Source organism: Microcoleus sp. MON1_C5, from assembly GCF_036701875.1.
Classification (GTDB): Bacteria; Cyanobacteriota; Cyanobacteriia; order Cyanobacteriales; family Microcoleaceae; genus Microcoleus.
The window spans coordinates 188277-206152 of sequence record NZ_JAUBRN010000002.1 but is presented as its reverse complement, the minus strand read 5'-3'; the positions used below and the strand labels follow the sequence as shown (position 1 = coordinate 206152).

Sequence of the window (17876 nt, the reverse complement as noted above, 5' to 3'; positions counted from 1 at the left end):
CATGACAATTAACTTATCGATCAACTGTTCCCCTCTTGGCCGTAAGCTTGCCAAGCCAAATCCACCAGCCCGTTAACAATAGCCACAGCTACCACCGCAGAGCCCTTGCGGCCCTCAATCCGAATGTGAGGAATCATCGAATCGTGCAGCCGCGACTTAGCCACGTCCACCCCTACAAACCCAGAAGGCGTCCCAATCACCAAAGCCGGCCGAATTTCCTCAGATTCAATCAAATCTACGATCGCCGACAAAGCAGTTTGAGCCTGGCCCACCACAAAAATCCCCTCAGGATAGCGTTTTGCCAAAGTTTCAATCCCCCAAGCCGCCCGCGTCCTTTCCTTTTGGGGGCGCGTCAAAGCCTCCATCGAACAGTAAACCGGATTCGCAAAGGTATTTTGAATTAGGGGCGTAATGCCCACCTGCACCATCGGCACATCTACCACGATCGTAGTCCGAGCAGCCAAAGCTGCCGCCCCAGCCTGCAAAGCCTGATCGGAAAAACTAATTAAAGACTTGTACTCAAAATCAGCAGTCGCATAAATCACGCGGCGGACTATTTCGTACTCCGCCGCTGAAAAACCGTGGTCGCCAATTTCGTTATCGATTAATCCCAGACTCTGGGCATCGCTTACGTGCCATTCCATTTGTTGGATAGCTGTCGCCTGTGAGTTGTCAGGTATCAGCTTACCAGCTTTTAGTCATTTGTTGACTGTTGACTGTTGACTGTTGACTGATAACTGATGACTGATGACTGTTGACTGTTGACTGATAACTGATGACTGGCAACTGCCAACTGGCAACTGCCAACTGACAACTAAGTTTCCGACGACGAAGAAGATTTGCCCAACACCGGAGTCAGGAATGCCACCAAAGCTCCGATCGCAAAACCCGCCACATTCCGAACCACAGGCAACCAGTCAGAAGTCCGAGTCACCACCGGCCCAAGCCCGAAAGCGAAAAACAGAATGCCCCACAGCGGCGAAAAAATCAGCGCCCACTGCCAAGCCACAACCTGTCCCGGCTTCCGAGGCTGAGCCGCAAACCCGCAGATGACGCCGCCAACCACCGACGTAATTAACGTCAGAACCCACTGTTCCCTCGGCAAACCGGGAACCACGCGGCATCCGCCCTGACGCAAACAGCCTTCTATAGACTCCAAAGATTCAATAATCGCTCGATCTTCGCCATTGTCCCGCACAAAAAATTGATTACCGTAGCGGGTTTGCAGTTCCACCCAAAAAGTGCGCGGCAGCAGTGGATACAGCGAGTCGCCCACATTAAAATTGAGCAAATTGCCCCCTCGGGGGTCAGCAACTAGCAACACACTCTTGTCATCTAGCCCCCAATAACTTTTGACAGCCAAACCGGGCGTGCGATCGTACTGAGTCAGCACTCGCAATTTCCAGCCGGTTTCGGTTTCAAAGGCGTTTAAATTTTTTGCCAAACTTTCTTCTTCAATATCCGTAAGGGCTTTAGCTAAATCAATGATCGGCGTCTGAGTTGACGGCAATAAATCTGGATTATTGAAAGCGTGGGCTACTGGTGCGATCGCCCACACGGACAAAGCCAGAAAAAATGCGGCAACAGAGGCTAGAAATTTTCGCGGGAAAAGCTGTGACATAGGAACTTATAATCCGGGTCTTAATTGTGAATGCTAGCTGGCGGTCTTAACCAGAGGATAAGAGAAAACTCATATTTCTTTACAATTATTTACTTTACAGGAAGCCGAGACCAAGGGGAAGAGGAAAATAGTTTTGAGTTTTGAGTTTTGATACCAAAACCGGGCTTTTTAGCCGCTTGATTCTTGAGTCCCTCTCAGTTAAGACTTAGTTTGACTTTATCCAGCGCTTAAAACCGCTGCATAGAGTCAAGGGGATTTCTAGGGGGGACACTGAAGAAATTACCCATTACCCTAAAATTGAGATTTTGCCCCAACCCCCTCACAGAGACGCCGATCGCGATGGCTCACATTAGGATTAGTTCTCAGATAATCTCCCACCCAGTCACAGCCCCTCACCAGCAAATCGTCAAGATCCAAATTCCACAAAATCACCCGATTATCCCGGCCAGCAGAAGCCAGAACCTTCCCATCCGGGCTAAAACTCACACTCATCACGCTATCCTTGTGACCAGTCAAAGTTTTCAGTAAAGTCCCGCTGCGACTCCACAACTTCACCTTATGGTCATAACTGCCCGAAGCAACCAACAAACCATCCGGGCTAAAACCCACGCTAGTCACGCTGTCGCTAGAACCCTTCAGCAGCGTCGCCACCAAAGTCCCGTCTACCTTCCACAGCTTCACGGAATTGTCGTAACCAGCCGAAGCCAGCATTTTGCCATCAGGGCTAAAAGCAACCCCCAACACAAAACTGTTGTGAGCTCCTTCAAAAGTTCTTAGCAAACGACCATCCCGATTCCAGAGTTTGAGAGTACCGTCATCGCTTGCAGAAGCCAGCATCGAGCCGTCGGGACTGAAAGTCACCCCAGTCACCCAGCCTGTGTGTCCCGTCAAAGTCTTAATCAGCCTGCCGTTTCTAGTCCAGAGTTTCACCGTCTTATCCTTGCTCCCCGAAGCCAGAATCTCGCTGTCGGGGCTAAAACTCACGCTCATCACGCTGTCGGCGTGGCCGTCGAGAGTGAACAGCACAGAAGGCGAACACGGGAATAGCGGAGCCGAAGGACAAGGGAGAATATTATTCATGCCATCTTCTGTCAAACTCCAGACTTTCACCGTTTTGTCGTAACTCCCAGAAGCAAGTAGCTGGCCGTCGGGGCTGAAACTGACGCTGGCGACTCTCTGAGTGTGTCCTTCCAAGGTTTCTAGCAAAACTCCCGTGCGGCTCCAGAGTTTGATAGTTTTGTCCGTAGAAGCAGAAGCCAGCCTTTGGCCGTCGGGGCTAAAAGTAACGCCCTGCACCCGGTTTTGGTGTCCGTCGAGAGTTTTGAGCGGCACGTCATCGAGTCGCCACAGCCGGACAGTTTTGTCAAAACTTGCCGAAGCCAAGGTTTTGCCTTCCGGGCTAAAACTCACCTGAGTAACTCGATCGGCGTGTCCCTCAAAAGTTCTCAGTAAGCGACTCTCTGGTTTAATGTTGCTAGCATCGGTTGGGCGTTTGTCGCCAACACCAGCAAGACTCCAGAGTTTGACAGTCCCGTCTGCACTTCCAGAAGCAAGTGTTTGACCGTCGGGGGAGAAACTGACACCAAATACCCACTTGCTGTGTCCCCGCAAAGTTGTTAGCAGTTCACCTTTTTTTGCTTGTGTTGAATTTTCTGTTGGTGGGTGTTTGAGTGCAGCGATGCTCCAGATTTTCACTGTTTTATCTTCACCCGCACTGGCGATCGTTTCACCATCGGGGGAGAAACTGACGGTGTAAATTTTCGAGGGTTGTCTGTTTTCGCTGTGCCACAAATTAGCGATTAACCTGCCGTCAGAACTCCACAGTTTCACAGTACCGTCATGGCTCGCCACAGCAATTATTTTGCCGTCGCGGCTGAAGCTTAGCCAATTTACGGGAGCAAATTGTTCGATCGTTCTCAGCAGCGTGCCGTCGGTTTTCCAAAGTTTGATAGTTTTATCTGTAGAGCCACTGGCGATCGTTTGACCGTCAGGGCTAAAAGCAACGCTGGTAACGCTATTAGTATGCCCGTTGAAAGTTGCCAGCAAACTGCCGTCTGTTTGCCAAATTTTGACAGTTTTATCTAAACTTGCCGAGGCGATAATTTTGTTGTCTGGACTGAACGTGACACATGAGACGCTGTTAGTATGGTCTTTGAAAGTTGCCAGCAAACTGCCGTCGCGCCGCCAAAGTTTGACGGTTTTATCTACACTGGAAGAAGCTATTGTTTCGCCGTCTGGACTGAAGCTAAGACCCCAAACTACATCGCCGTGTCCTTCCAAGCGGTTGCGTTCTTTGACTCCATAAACTGCCTGTTGGAGGGCAGCAGAAATCAGAATTTCGGTGTCTTTGAGAGTATACATTTTTTGGGAGTGTTCGATCTGTTTCCACTTTTTGCCAGCTCTCAAACTTTCCATCATGGCGTCAAATTTGTTGTTTGAGAAATAAAGTGCTTCCGAAGCTGCTGTCAGGGTACTGATTTCGGCTCGCTGAGTTTGAGCGACAGCTAGCTGTTTTTGACCCACGGCCCGCCACCAAAAGTTTACGGCGGCGATGGTGGAACTGGTTAGCAGCATCACGCCGATCACTGCTACTCCCAGCAGTTGTTTGAGAAAAGTATTGGCTCGGTAGAGCTGTGCTTGACTCATTTTTTTGTCTGCTTCTGCTTTGTGCAGTCTGGCTTCTAATCCGAATCTTTGGCGGATCGGTCGCACTAAATAGTCGTGTACCAATTGATAGCGGTCTTCTGGCGCTTCCCGTAGCAGAAATAGCAAACCGTGACCAACTAAAATGTCTAAAATCAAGTCGAGGTTGTCGGTTTTCTTTTGTCGGCTTTCAGGGTCTTTTGCGAACTGTCGCTGTAGAGAAATTCTGTTTCTGCCGATCGCCGATAATTCGGTTTCGCGGGCATCTGCTGGCTGCGGACCTGTAACTAACGAGAGTTCGTGTTTGGTTTTTATCAGGCGAACGCCTCTTTCATCTGTCAGGGAAAACAAGATTTTCCAAGCTGCGTCTTCGTTAACCAGGCCACAGTCAGAGATGACTCTTTCGAGCGATCGTTTCACTAATTCCGCTTTGGGATTGTCCCCCAATTGCTGGTATTGTGCTAGACTGGTAATACCTTCTTCTTGCAGTTGCGCTCCTACTACCTGCAATTCGATCGGTCGCACTTCTTGAAGTTCGTCTGCTAAATCTTCTACGAAGGCATCGATCAGTGCCGGCTCTAAATAAAATTCCGCCCGTTCTGTTAAGTGTCCGATGACAGCCCGCGCGTCTTTGATAGAAAAACTCCGCAGTTGGTAGCGGATACTTTTGTCGAGAATATTATTGTTAATAGCGTCAAGATTTGGGAAGCGATCGCAATCTAGTAAGTAGTGCAAATAATCTTCCCGCAAGCACAGAATTATCTTGACATAAGGCAAATTTAAAAACAAGCCCAAAAAATTATAAAAAAGTTGTCTTTGTTCCACTGAAGTCGAAACAAAGAAAAACTCTTCAAATTGATCGAAAATCAGCACAGTCAACAAATTATTTGTGGCATTTTCGCGCAACTGATCTATAATAAAAGAAGAGACTTCCGAGCTGCGAGCAGGAATAACCGAGCAACTTTTTTTGTGGATTCCGTGTAGTCCTTTCGAGATTAATTTACTTTCCTCTTCGGCTTGTTTGTCGTACAGTGCGCTGTTCAAAGCATTTTCTAACTCCACCAGCCAATCGGTGTAAACTTTGACTACTACGGGCAATGTATCGCGCGCGCCCGGAGTAATGTTTTTCAAAGCTGGTACTAAGCCGGCATTGACTAGAGAACTTTTCCCGACTCCGCTGGGCCCGTGAATAATAGTTAATTTATGGTCGTCCCTGCTAATTCTTTCTAGCAAGCTATTGATATCTGTTTGACGCGAGTAAGCTGTCATTTCCGCTGCGATGGCAGCTTGGTTTTGAGCTGAGGGGCCTGAAGGATTGACCGCTTGGCGCTGCTGCTGCAATTGGCTGGCTCCGATAAAAGCTCTAAATCCGTATTGATATTCGATCGAACGCTGGGTTTTTTTAATCCGAAACGCTTTAAGATACTCTCCCTGCTCGAAATAAACCGCTTGCAATTCCGTCAAAATATCGATGTAAAGTCGGGGGTCGTACTTCGGCTCGCTTTGAGATTGAGCCAACTCCAAAGAATGAACCGCCGCTTCCCACTGCCCTAGCTGTCGCAAACTTCGCGCTAAAAGTAAAAGATACGAACTCCTGTCGGATTTAGGATGTTGGATTTTAGATTTGGGTTCGTTACTTAACTCGTTAGGGCCCACCAATTCTGGATAATTTCCCTCAAACCCCAATCTCAAATCTTCAATCAGCAATCTCAAATCATGAGGCGTTTGATCCAAAATTGCCAAAGCCAACTCGGCTAGCTGGCGGGCTTGACTCCACCTCGACTGTTGCAGGGCAACTTCAGCCAAAAAGCCGTAATCTTGAGCTAGTTGACTGGGAGTACCGTAAGTGAAGTGCAACTGCAAAGAATTTTCAGCTAATGCTTGCAACTCTCCCCAAGCTTTCAGGCGCTGCAGCACTTCTCCGAGGTGTGCTGTCACCTCAGCTACCAATTCCGGGCGTGAGGCAAGGGAGAAAGCGTTTCTAGATTGTTCCAGGCTAATCCAAGCTTGTTCCCAGTGCTGGCGGTTGGCTACCGGGTTTCTGGCTGCTTGCAACCGATGACACAGGGCTATGTGAAACAGCACTATGCCTTCTCTCTCTAAAAATAAAATTTTGGGGACAGGATTCGACAAGGAGGAGAAGGTTTCTGGGTTTTCGGAATGTTCCAAGTTTGCCAGTTCCCAGTTGCCCGTTTTCTGCTGCCAAAATAGTAAACTTTCTTGGTAGTGAATTAAGGCAGTTTCGGTTTGGTCGCTGACATAGTAATCTCGACCGAGAACGAATTGCAGGCTGGCTTTGAGGGCGGGTTCTAATTCTTCACCGCGATTTTGTAAATCTCTTAAAGCTAATTCTAGTTCTCGGCGTGGCAAAGAGCCGATCGCCAAATCGAAGGTATTGCCCGGACTCAATGGCGAATACGAGTGGGCATCTGATTGTCGTCGGTTTTGGGGCCCTGAGTTAAAAGTTAGAAAGCGTTCTCCATGGCTGATTTCGCGCTCCAGGCCGCGTTTTTCGCACGGGGTTTCGCAGGTTTCACAATTAGCTATGGTGCTGACGTTGCTGCTGGCGAGTTCTTGATTGAGTTCGCCTATTTTAAATATAGTATCGGCCCGCCTAGCGAGGAAATTAATTAATTCGTCAACGCCCATTTCAAATTTAATTGTGGCGGCCGCCCAACTTTTGAAATCCGGGGCCAGACGAATCATTTTGGTCACGATGTCATCTGTTACCCACAAAATCACCGGGCAGGAAAAATTTTTGCGAAATTCGTCTCGCACTTGATTGGTAGAAGCCATCAGTTCGTCGATCGCTACTACTGTTTCTAAACCGAATACCATCAAAGCCGAGGCCGAAACCACAGGCGAGTACCCCTCCTGCAAAGTGCTTGCCTGCAGAGTAGTGTAAAGGGTTTTGACTGAAGCTGGCAGGACGAGATCTTGAATTGGAACTGGGGAGACTTCTCGCAGCCGCTGCGCTATTTGCTGGCGCAACTGCTCGTAGTTGCAGCGCACCAAAATCAGCGAGAATTGCTGTTGAGACATTGTAATGGATCTGACCAGAGTTTTGAGAGATCGCTCGTTGTAGTTGGCAGTTTCTTGTACCTTAATTAGATCGGTCATGCGTGCACCTCTTTTGCATAAATCAATTACCTAACGCTCACCAATCGTGACTAAAAGCGTATCTACTTAGAGATAACCGTCTCTGTTTGAGGCTTTATCTCTGTAGAAATACGTAGTTTTTCGTACTTCTCCTTTTAATACTTACATAGTTATTAGATCCAATGTAAAGATATCATACCGCTCAATCTCAGAGAATGCTAGACTTCCCCGTCAAATTTTAAGCCCAGCTAATATTTTTTTATTCCGCTCTATATAAATGACTACAGATCGTAAATAGCCAACCCCTAAATTTAAGATAATACCGACGACTAGCTATTAGTAAACAACTGCGATCTATCTGTAGCAGGCATTTAACACACCAGCAAAAAAAATTGTCGTCCGGGATGGGATTATGGGAAATTAACAGCAACAGGTAAGAACAGACATAGGGGGTCTGGCATTGCAGATATGAGAGTTGAGAGTGGGGAAAGTCCTTGGTGGCGGCAAAGTTTTACGCGACAATAACATTCACCGCATATAGCCAGCATTCAACAGAAATCAGCCAGCGGCAAAAACCGCTGACTGATTTTTGTATTGGATTGTTGGAGTGCGGAGTTTTGAGCGGTGAATTTTAAGTTAAATAGTTTCTATCTCGCTCATGGGTAAGGGTTATTAGAGTCGGGAAGCAATCTCAAAAATCCCAACTATTTTGGCTCAAGGCCCTGCCGCCACTCCTTATATTTTCTGGTTTCTGCTAGGGCTGGATTGATGCCAAACCAGCGACCTTCTTGATCGCGGTATTCAAAGACAAACATACTTCGCAACAAGATTTGAGACTCTTCTTCGCCAGTTACACTTTGTCGGGTGACGACTTGAAACAGCAATTCCCATTCCATGTCATTGATGGCTCCCAAAAGGTCATCGCGATATTCTTGAATGACGCTTTCGAGGCATTCGCGAGAGAAGGGAGGGTCTTCGTGCTGCAAACAGCTATACAAAAGCATCAGTAGATTGCGAACGTGACCGCCACTAATCCGGCAAAGCCGATCTAAAGTTTCGGGAGAGTCAAACACCTGGGAAATCAAATCAATGCGTTGATGGGGAGCAACTTTCGGGAAAGCTCTAGCTAATACTAGCTGGCGCAGCAGTGCCATTCCTTCGAGGTGGTCGTCGCCCGATCGCATTTGCACCGGTACCATCGGCATCACCTTGGGTTTGACTCCAAATCGACTGGCGAGGCGGCCGAAGTCGTTGGAAAAAATCAAAGTCAGGGGAATCGTGTAGACAACATGGCAATTAAGTTTTTTCAACTGTTCGCCGCGGTCTAAAAACAGATATTCTGGCTGGGTGCGTCCGCTGGGTTTGAGGGAGGCATCGAGGCGATCGAGGTTGTCAACGATGACTGCGAGCCCTTTTTTGCCTTGGTGCTTGAGTTCAGCGTTAGCTTTGTTGAGGAGTTCTTCATTGATCGACTGCAAAATGCTGTTGGTGCGGGGTTCGAGATATTGCCTGAGTTGCGATCGCAGTTTGGGAGAGTCTTTAGTTTTAGCAGTAACTCTAGCAATGCCTACAGATAACTCGGCTTCCGCTGACAAATCTATGGGAGTCTGCAAAAATTCTGCCACTTCTGCAAACAGATTGGTAAAATAGCTCGGTCTGAGTTTGATTTTAGCTGATTCCATAGTTTCGCTGACTTGGCGCGCAATGCTCAGCAAAATATCGCTGATGTCTACATCACCCATGTCTAAGTCTTGGGAAGACTCGAAGTAGACGACGCAAAAACCCTCTTGCTCTAACTCAGCTTTTAGTCGAAACAATTCCGTAGATTTGCCACACCCGATATGTCCTGTAAATAGCTGACAGGTTGGCTCGTTGGGGGATATGCGGGTAATGGTTCGCTGTAAAGATTCAATGATTTTGCCGCCACGCACGGAACCAAAATCAATGTAGTATTGATAATCTCCTGGGTCTCCCGCAACAAGGGTCTTGCTCGGGTTGCAGGCTTTATAGAATCTGTCTAATTCGAGTGCGATCACAATGGAAGCCGAATAAAAGTTAAAAAAGTTAATCGAAAGTCTAAACTTTCTTTAGTTGAGTTTAGTTTGATTTGTAACCTTTTGCCCTGTGGGGTAATGCCCTAAATACCCAAAGAACCTTGCTCTGGTAAGGGGTTTTTCCGGCGCTGGAATTGGGAATTTTTAATTAATAATTTTTTATTACTTAGGGGGATCAGTGATATTACTGATATTGGCAGGAGTATGGGTAAATTTGCGGAGATCTGGTTAAATGGTAGGGGAAAACAGGGTTCAAGAGAGAGATTAAACAGTTTTGAATTTGTGCTAATCCTTAATTACTATATTGTCAAGACGTAGATGGCTAGTTTTGGAGCGGTTTCTCAAACAGAGTTAGGGCGCAGGCGCCAAAAGTTGCGGCAGCAGAGGCGTGCTCGATTGGCGGCTGTTGTGTGGCAAATGCTGGCAGCGAGCGCAATGGCTGGAGGTTTGCTTTGGTGGATTGCTCAGCCGGCTTGGTTAATTGCCCGATCGGAACAAGTGAAGGTGGAGGGCAATCAGTGGCTGTCGGATAAGGCGGTGCGGTCTTTGGTGCCGCTGTCTTACCCGCAGTCGCTGTGGGGGATTCAACCGCAGGCCCTGGCCGAAAAGCTGGAGTCCACGGGGCCGATCGCCAAAGCGAAGGTGACTCGTAACTTGTTTCCGCCGAGTTTGACTGTAGAAGTGGCAGAACGCCTGCCAGTGGCGGTGGCGCAGCCGACTGCGGTGTTGAAATCGAACAGTGAGAAGGAAAAAGTGGGGTGGCTGGACGCTCGCGGAGGTTGGATGCCGTCGGATAGTTATACTGCTGTACGATCGCAGAATAGTTCGATCGGGCCCGGCAGCATTCCGGGAACGCAGCCTCAGCGTTCTTTGCCCACTTTAAAAGTCATCGGGTCTTTGGAACAGTATCGCGCCTATTGGCCGAAGTTTTACCAAGGACTCAGCGGCTTGACGGTGAAGGTGTTTGAGATTAATTGGCAAAACCCGAACAACTTGATCTTGAAAACAGAGATCGGTACCGTACACTTAGGGCCGTACAGTTCCAAGACTGCGGAGCAACTTAAGGTTTTAGACCGAATGCGACAATTGCCAAAACAGATAGATTCAAGCAAAATAGCCTACATTGACTTGAAAAATCCTGCTTCGCCGATCGTCCATTTGCCAGAACTCCCCCCCAGTTTGGAGAGTTCCACCCCCGCACCCACCCGCGCCCAGAATTGATTCTTTGTCAACAGAAGGTAGAAGGTATCGATCGATAGGCAGGGCTTGCAATCAGCACAGTTTTTGGACAGCGCCCCGCGTCAGGGGCTAGTATCCATTTTTTTTCCTTATGCCTTGCTTACAACTGCCTTAATCCGGTCAAGTACCTGGATGGCGTCAAGCGAGGTCTCGGCTAGTGAGGTCGGCCAAATCCGAGATTGCTAACATTAAGCATCGACCAGTGTTAGTTTTTCGCGCAACTTAGCCTATAGTTGATTGTGAATTGGCGTTTAGTTAACAAGCTGTAATCTACTATCCCCGACTCTAATGAAGCTTAATAATAGACAGGGGTCTGACCAAGACAGTCCCCCTTCGGAAGAAGTAAAAAATTTTCCGGTGGCTGCAGATTCCGCCAATCCCTTTAGACGCAAGTCTGGTTATGTAAATGTAGATAGTATTGATATCGATCCTATGGTCAATCCCAAAGACATAATGCCCAGCAGCGCTGCCAAAATCAAAGTAATTGGCGTCGGCGGTGGTGGGGGCAACGCCGTTAACCGGATGATTGCTAGCGAGGTTTCTGGTGTCGAGTTTTGGTGCGTGAATACGGATTCCCAAGCTCTGGTTCTCTCAAATGCTCCGAAACGCTTGCAAGTCGGACAGAAGTTGACGCGCGGTTTGGGGGCGGGGGGCAATCCGGCGATCGGTCAAAAGGCTGCGGAGGAATCTCGCGACGAGGTTGCTAATGCTCTGAATCACGCGGATTTGGTATTTATCACCGCCGGCATGGGCGGCGGTACCGGCACGGGCGCGGCTCCGATTGTGGCTGAGGTCGCTAAGGAAATGGGCGCTTTGACTGTGGGCATAGTGACGCGGCCTTTTACGTTTGAGGGACGGCGGCGCACCAGCCAAGCTGAAGAAGGGATTGCGGCTTTGCAAACCCGGGTGGATACGCTGATCGTAATTCCTAACGACAAGTTGCTGTCTGTGATTTCGGAACAAATGCCGGTACAAGAGGCTTTTCGAGTTGCTGACGATATCCTGCGCCAAGGGGTTCAGGGTATTTCTGACATTATTACTATTCCCGGTTTGGTGAATGTTGACTTTGCTGACGTGCGGGCAGTAATGGCTGATGCGGGTTCGGCTTTGATGGGCATCGGCGTGGGTTCTGGCAAGTCACGGGCTAGGGAGGCTGCGATGCAGGCTATTTCTTCGCCTCTGCTGGAAGCTTCGTCTATTGAGGGCGCTAGAGGTGTGGTGTTTAACATCACTGGCGGTACTGACATGACGCTGCACGAGGTGAATGCGGCGGCTGAGACGATTTACGAGGTTGTCGATCCGAATGCCAATATTATTTTTGGAGCGGTGATTGACGAGCGGCTTCAGGGCGAAATTAAGATTACTGTGATCGCTACTGGTTTTTCGGGGGAAGTTCCGTCGCCTCCGACTCCGGGACGGACGCAAAATGTTAATGCTCCTTGGCGGGCTGCAACTGTGCCGACGACTCCGGCTCAACAGACGCCCGATCCGAAAGCGAAACCGCCGCAGGATTTGGGATTGGATATTCCTGAGTTTTTGCGTAACCGTCGCCCGCCAAGATGATTTTAGATTTTCGATTTTAGATTTTAGATTTGGGATTTGGGATTTTGGATTGAATCTCCAATCTCCAATCTCCAATCTCCAATCTCCAATCTAGAAAATCGAAAATCTCCAATCGAAAATCTAAAATCCCAAATCTAAAATTTCTAGGGTTTGGCCTGGTTCGGGTTCGAGGAGTTGGGTGGAGAGGCCGGATTTTGCTAGCAAATCGCGAAATTCGGGGATGCTGCCAACCGAGCGCACTAACATTGGTAAAATCCCTGTGGCTCGGATGTCTCCCGCCGCTGTAGGCAGGAAAAACCGAGGTTTCAGTGTTTGGGCGAGGCTGAGGGCTTGCGAAGGGCCGATGATGACTTGTCCGAGGAATGGGAAGATTTGACCGATGACTGGGGCGATGGCTACGTCTACTGTGTCTATTTTCTGTTTAACTTTGTCTAATGGTGGCAGGTGCGGTTCGTAATAAAGTGTCTCGCCGCTGCTTAAATCTTTGAGCAAATAGCCGTTTTCTTCTTGTCCCGGCCCGATTTCGGCTCCGGGTACGGCAGTAATTTGTAACTTTTCTTTAAAATTTAACTCTTGCCAATTTGCTAAAGATGTGATATTAGTGTAGCCTAAACTTCTGAGGACTTTGGCAGCGGTGGGTGAGGCGATCGCGGGAATTGTGCGATCGAGCTGTTCGAGTGTTGGTCTGTGGCAGTGGTCGTCTAATCCTTGGGAAATTAGGATGAGGTCGATCGGCGGTAAGGTGCTGGGAGTGAAGGCTACGGGGGTGTTGTGGTAGGCGGTGAACAGCCAGGGTTGACCGTAAAATACGAGGGGATCGACCAGCCAGGGATCGACGAGGATGGTTTGGCCTGCGATGTGGAAGATCCAAGAGTTGAGGTCGATTCGGGTGACTTTCACGGCTGTTTGCAATAATTCTTTACAATTGGTTTAATCATAGCTAATTTTGTTTGGGAATTTTAACCGTTTCGGAAGCACAGGCGGGACGCCCGTGCCACAGATATGATGGGATGTGTCTGGGGAAAGTTTGTGTTTATCTGCGGTTGAAAAAGATGGTTAAATCGAGAATTCCTGTGGCTTTGACTGTGGCGGGATCTGATAGTGGCGGTGGGGCCGGGATTCAGGCGGATTTGCGGACTTTTGCGTTTCACTGCGTGCACGGTACGAGTGCTTTGACTTGCGTGACGGCTCAAAATACTTTGGGGGTGACGCGGGTGGATGCTTTGTCTCCGGAGGCTGTGGGGGCTCAAATTGAGGCGGTAGTTGGGGATATTGGGGTGGATGCTGTGAAGACTGGGATGCTGCTGAATCGGGAAATTATGGCGGCGGTGGCTTCACAGGTGGAAGCTTTGGGAATAGGGAATTTGGTTGTCGATCCGGTGATGGTTTCACGATCGGGCGATCGATTGATTGATGAGGGAGCGATCGCATTTTTGCGGGATGTTTTGATTCCTTTGGCTGCTGTCGTGACTCCGAATCGGTTTGAGGCTCAGATTTTGAGCGGTTTAGAGATTTTTTCTCTAGACGATATGCGGGTGGCGGCGCAGCAGATTTATCGTTTGGGCGCCAAAGCTGTTTTGGTGAAAGGCGGCGGGATGGCGGGAGATTTGCGGGGAATTGATGTTTGGTTTGATGGTACGCGGTTGGATGTGTTGAAGACTGAAAATGTTGATACTGGGAATACTCACGGGACTGGTTGTACTTTGAGTGCTGCGATCGCGGCTAATTTAGCATTAGGGAAAGATTTGTTTACAGCGGTGACATTGGCTAAGGATTATGTTACTACTGCTCTCAAATATGCTTTGGATATTGGGGAAGGTCAAGGGCCAGTAGGTCATTTTTTCCCGCTTTTACTGAAATAAGAAGTCATTGGTTATTGGTTATTGGTTATTGGTTATTTATTTCTTGCTCGCTTGGGCCTGCTAACAACCAATAACAACTGTCAACTGTCAACTGTCAACTGTCAACAATCAGTTAATTTCTTAATTTCTCAGGCGATAGAGCGATTGCCACCAAGTCTTCGATTTTCTTAATATTCGGATCGCCGGCCAAATAACCAATCCCTCGGTGCAAGTGCAGGCGAAACTGTTTGGCTAGAGTTTCTTTTTCTGTGCCTAAATTATCTTGGTGACACCGCTGTTTGAGGGCCATTATCAAGATATCAGCCATGTCACCGCCGAAGACATCCCAGCTTAATTCGACGTTGCTGTCGCTGGGAATTGGTACTGGCGATGGGATGCTGGGTTCGGCGAGCGATCGGCAAAATCCCCACCTGCATAGAATATTCCACTGATCGATTTTGGTCGATCGTTTCAGTTTTGATAGTTGGTCTTTGCCTGTTTGGGATAGGCGGATGCGATCGACTGGTGGTTCCATGAGTTTGAGATTGTTTGGTATATTGTAAAAACTGTTAATATTGGGGAAGCAAAGCCTCTAGATAACGAGAAATAATTAACATTTTTTTACACGGCGCGACTTGATTAAATCGGTTTTTTTTGGTATTTTGATTGTAGTAGGATTTATCCTTAATAATGGGATGGTGGCCAAAATAAAATTTTCGCCACCATTCCATTATGCTATCTATACTACCGCAACTCCCCAGCAAAGTCAAGGGGGTTGCGCTATTTTTTAGGGCGAATTTTTATTCCCAGAAGTAACCTTTTTCGACGGTGGTTTGGTGTTTGGCGGAGTCGTATTTGAGGAGGTAGCTGTGGGCGATCGCCTCTAATTCTTGGAGTTTTTCGTATTCTACTTTTCTAATTTCCGTGTCGGTAGAAAGCAGGATCACTTGGTGGCTGGCCGAGGGGAAATAACGTTCGACTAGGTTGTTTCTGTGGGAGGAGTCGAGGCGGCCCAAGGGAGTGTCGATCGCAACTGGCAATTGTCTCCCGGATACTCTAGCCAATCCCCACAAAAAGGCGATCGCCAGCAATTGTTTTTCCCCGGCAGAAAGTCGGTGTTTGGGTACCGGTTTGCCTTCTGGATCGTAAATGGAGAGGCTAAATGTTTGAGTGTCGATCGCAACTCTGTGCACGAGGTCGGTTTTGTGCAACAGGTAGCGGAAACAGTCGGTAATTTCTATTTCGAGTTTGTTGAGTTTTTTGAGGGTGAGTTTTTCTTTAAAGAGTTTCAGGGTGGCTTGGGCTTTGGCGATGGACGCGATGACGTGTTGGCTGTTTCTGATGGTGATGAATTCGCTGCTGTAGCTTTCTAGTTCTTTTTGGTTTTTGGCTAATTCTCTCTCTAATTCATCGACGCGGCGGTTGGCTGATTCACAGGCGGCGGCTGCGATAGCGACTGCTTTTTGGGCTTTCCTGACCTCTTCTTCTAGTTTTTCGTAGGCTTCGGGGGAAGCGGCGGCGGCGAGTTCTCTGTCTGTGAAGTCGATTTCTGCTTCGATGTTTTGGATTTCTTCTATTTGGTTGCGGGCTAGAATTTGCTGGGCTTTGATTTGGTAGCTAAGAAGGTTTTCTAGTTGCTGGATGCTGTTGTTGTCGGCGTTCATCCAGGGCGGAACGTCTGTTCCCGCTTGCTGTTCGAGTTCTTGGTTTTCTTGGCGGATGAAGTCTTGAATTTTATCTAGCTGTTGGGGATTTAACGAGATTTCGGCGATATAGTTGAGAAGGCGATCGCTTCTTTGTTTGATAACATTTTGGGCAATCTTTGCTTGCTGCTGGCTGGCTTCTGTTTCTGCTTGAATTTTGGCTTCGGTTAGCAAGGGCGAAATTAGGGCTAGTGGGAGCGTATTTGATGCCAATTCCATCATGGATTGACGGGTTTTGTCTGCCTGATTTCTGTAGTCGTTTAGCTGTCTGTCTAGTTGACTGCGATCTGCGGCAATTTTCCCGCCTTCATAAATAAACTTTTCTGATGCTTGTTGCTGATTTTTTTGAGCTTTATCTAACTCGTTTTTAAAGCTGGCTTGTTCTTGCTTAGCTGAGTCTATTTCCTCACTAATTTTCTTAAAAGTTTGTTCGATTTTCTCTAAAGCAGCCAAGTCTTTTTTGCCAGCAATTTCTTTCCGCTTGCGGCCGGCTAATATTTCTAAATCGACGGCGAGGCGTTCTGCTAATTCTAAACCTAAAAGAGATTTAATCGCCCCGACGACAAACTCCGGCGGTGTTTCGAGTTCGGCGAGTTCTTTTACTTGTTCGCCGTCAAACAGAAATAGGTTGGATATTCCGACGGGCAAAAGGGTTTCGATGTATTCGTCCCAGGTGTTAGTAATAGCTTTGTCCGACCACCAATCGCTGACTATTTCGCTGTATATGAGAATGCTTAAGTTATCTTTGATATCTAGTTTTTTCCAGTATCTAACTATTTTGAATTGAGCTAATTTGTCATCTTGGACTTGTTCAAATGTTAGTTCGACGCGGGTATCTTCTAATGGGGGAGTGTGGCGGTTGACGCATTGATTGAGAAAGTCGCTGTAGCTTAAATTGCCTCTGGTGGAACATTGGGCGCGGCCACCGTAGAGGGCGAGGCGAATGGCGTCCATGAGGGTGGTTTTGCCGCCGCCATTCATGCCGCCAAATAGGATGACTGGGCAGGGATTTCCGTCTTTTTCGGGGCGGAGATTGATGGTTTGGGTGCCTGCATAGGGGCCGAAGTTTTTGAGGACGAGTTCGAGGAATTGCATTGTAGATGTTGTTGAGATGGGATGAAAGTTGGTGGGTGCGATCGGCGTATCCGACAGTCCGGGGTCGATGTGTGAGTCCGACAGTCCGACAGGGATTGAAATCCCTGTCTCATAGCTGAAGTCCTCTGAAGAGGACTGAAGTTTGTGACTGTTGAATCTGGGTTTTTAGTCGGTTTTAACCGACTTTTGCTATTAGACGGGGATTTCAATCCCCGGCGGGTCTGGATGTAAACGCAATAGCTGGAGAGTCCGAGAATCGGAGAGTCTGCCAATATTTTTCAATTAATTCTCTGGCGAATTCGGGTGCCACCGGGTGGGTGGATTGTCTTGATCCGTGATTTGTTCTAAATGCGAATTTGTGGTTTTTTGCAAGTGATGTTCCTTTTGATTTATCACATAAGCGACTGCTGAGTCTAGTTGTTTTTGTCCTAAAGAAAATACTCCGTATCCTTCTTGCCACGAAAATTTATTGGGATTTTGCAAAGTTTGATTGAGATAACGGCTGCTGCTACCTTTAATATTTTTAATGAATTCAGCGATCGATTGTGTCGGAGGAATGGAAACTATTAAGTGGATGTGATTTTCTGTGCCGCCGATGGCGTGGAGGATGCAATTGAGGGTGTCTGCTTTGCCGATGATATAAGAGTAAAGTTCGGTTTCTTTTGCGGGAGATATGAGGGGCTGTCGCTCTTTTGTTGCCCAAACTAAATGATAGTACAGCCGCCACATTGCCATAAAGATTTTTCCGGATTTTTTAGGTGGATTTATGATTCTGTCAACGAATCTGAGAGTGCGATCGGGGTCGATCGGAGACTCCCACGATCCGACAGTCCGACAGGGATTGAAATCCCTGTCTCATAGCGGAAGTCCTCTTAAAGAGGACTGAAGTCGGCGATCCTTTGATTTAGCGCTTCAGTCGGTTTTAACCGACTTTCGCTCTCTTGACGGGAATTTCAATCCCCGGCGGATCTTCGGGTAAGGGCGATACTCCTGAAGTCGGCGATCCTTTGATTTGGCC

General features: G+C 48.0%; 11 protein-coding genes. 3 read left to right on the top strand and 8 right to left on the bottom strand.

Annotated features, from left to right (window positions below):
- Positions 1–20: 20 nt before the first annotated feature.
- The 4 genes from QUA71_RS02100 to QUA71_RS02085 all read right to left on the bottom strand — a co-directional run bounded on the left by QUA71_RS02100 (position 21) and on the right by QUA71_RS02085 (position 9399).
- A complete protein-coding gene (locus tag QUA71_RS02100) occupies positions 21–644 on the bottom strand; it encodes a precorrin-8X methylmutase (protein WP_190660590.1) in 624 nt (207 codons plus the stop codon).
- Positions 645–814: 170 nt separating this feature from the next.
- Positions 815–1621, bottom strand: coding sequence for a TPM domain-containing protein (locus QUA71_RS02095; protein WP_190660591.1), 807 nt, complete (start codon positions 1619–1621; stop codon positions 815–817).
- Positions 1622–1912: 291 nt separating this feature from the next.
- A complete protein-coding gene (locus QUA71_RS02090; RefSeq protein WP_333281600.1) occupies positions 1913–7384 on the bottom strand; it encodes a WD40 domain-containing protein in 5472 nt (1823 codons plus the stop codon).
- A gap of 683 nt (positions 7385–8067) precedes the next feature.
- Positions 8068–9399: an ATP-binding protein gene (locus QUA71_RS02085; protein WP_333281597.1), complete on the bottom strand. Its 1332-nt coding sequence runs from the start codon at positions 9397–9399 to the stop codon at positions 8068–8070.
- Between the two features lie 336 nt (positions 9400–9735).
- Between QUA71_RS02085 and QUA71_RS02080 the strand changes: the two genes are divergently transcribed.
- Both QUA71_RS02080 and ftsZ read left to right on the top strand, forming a co-directional pair.
- The gene (locus QUA71_RS02080) at positions 9736–10638 is read left to right on the top strand and encodes an FtsQ-type POTRA domain-containing protein (RefSeq protein WP_333281594.1); all 903 of its coding nucleotides are present in this window, start codon (positions 9736–9738) and stop codon (positions 10636–10638) included.
- Positions 10639–10944: 306 nt separating this feature from the next.
- Positions 10945–12219: a cell division protein FtsZ gene (gene ftsZ / locus QUA71_RS02075; RefSeq protein ID WP_190660599.1), complete on the top strand. Its 1275-nt coding sequence runs from the start codon at positions 10945–10947 to the stop codon at positions 12217–12219.
- A 120-nt stretch (positions 12220–12339) separates the two neighbouring features.
- Here ftsZ and QUA71_RS02070 read toward each other — a convergent pair whose 3' ends face one another.
- The gene (locus QUA71_RS02070; protein ID WP_333281591.1) at positions 12340–13119 is read right to left on the bottom strand and encodes an MBL fold metallo-hydrolase; all 780 of its coding nucleotides are present in this window, start codon (positions 13117–13119) and stop codon (positions 12340–12342) included.
- Positions 13120–13271: 152 nt separating this feature from the next.
- Here QUA71_RS02070 and thiD point away from each other — a divergent pair, with 152 nt between their 5' ends.
- Positions 13272–14081 carry a bifunctional hydroxymethylpyrimidine kinase/phosphomethylpyrimidine kinase gene (gene thiD / locus QUA71_RS02065; protein ID WP_333281588.1) on the top strand — a complete coding sequence of 270 codons (810 nt, stop codon included), beginning with the start codon at positions 13272–13274 and terminating at the stop codon, positions 14079–14081.
- A 112-nt stretch (positions 14082–14193) separates the two neighbouring features.
- Here thiD and dndE read toward each other — a convergent pair whose 3' ends face one another.
- The 3 genes from dndE to tnpA form a co-directional block, all read right to left on the bottom strand.
- A complete protein-coding gene (dndE, locus tag QUA71_RS02060; protein ID WP_015179042.1) occupies positions 14194–14595 on the bottom strand; it encodes a DNA sulfur modification protein DndE in 402 nt (133 codons plus the stop codon).
- 265 nt (positions 14596–14860) lie between these two features.
- The gene (dndD, locus tag QUA71_RS02055) at positions 14861–16858 is read right to left on the bottom strand and encodes a DNA sulfur modification protein DndD (RefSeq protein ID WP_333281585.1); all 1998 of its coding nucleotides are present in this window, start codon (positions 16856–16858) and stop codon (positions 14861–14863) included.
- A 282-nt stretch (positions 16859–17140) separates the two neighbouring features.
- Positions 17141–17593 (bottom strand): IS200/IS605 family transposase, encoded by a 453-nt coding sequence (gene tnpA, locus QUA71_RS02050; protein ID WP_333281582.1) that lies wholly within the window; start codon positions 17591–17593, stop codon positions 17141–17143.
- Positions 17594–17876: the final 283 nt, after the last annotated feature.

Excerpts from the sequence above, each read along its gene's own strand:
- QUA71_RS02100 (WP_190660590.1), bottom strand. The coding sequence starts at position 644 with ATGGAATGGCACGTAAGCGATGCCCAGAGTCTGGGATTAATCGATAAC.
- QUA71_RS02095 (WP_190660591.1), bottom strand. The coding sequence starts at position 1,621 with ATGTCACAGCTTTTCCCGCGAAAATTTCTAGCCTCTGTTGCCGCATTT.
- QUA71_RS02090 (WP_333281600.1), bottom strand. The coding sequence starts at position 7,384 with ATGACCGATCTAATTAAGGTACAAGAAACTGCCAACTACAACGAGCGA.
- QUA71_RS02080 (WP_333281594.1), top strand. The coding sequence starts at position 9,736 with ATGGCTAGTTTTGGAGCGGTTTCTCAAACAGAGTTAGGGCGCAGGCGC.
- ftsZ (WP_190660599.1), top strand. The coding sequence starts at position 10,945 with ATGAAGCTTAATAATAGACAGGGGTCTGACCAAGACAGTCCCCCTTCG.
- thiD (WP_333281588.1), top strand. The coding sequence starts at position 13,272 with ATGGTTAAATCGAGAATTCCTGTGGCTTTGACTGTGGCGGGATCTGAT.
- dndE (WP_015179042.1), bottom strand. The coding sequence starts at position 14,595 with ATGGAACCACCAGTCGATCGCATCCGCCTATCCCAAACAGGCAAAGAC.
- dndD (WP_333281585.1), bottom strand. The coding sequence starts at position 16,858 with ATGCAATTCCTCGAACTCGTCCTCAAAAACTTCGGCCCCTATGCAGGC.
- tnpA (WP_333281582.1), bottom strand. The coding sequence starts at position 17,593 with ATGGCAATGTGGCGGCTGTACTATCATTTAGTTTGGGCAACAAAAGAG.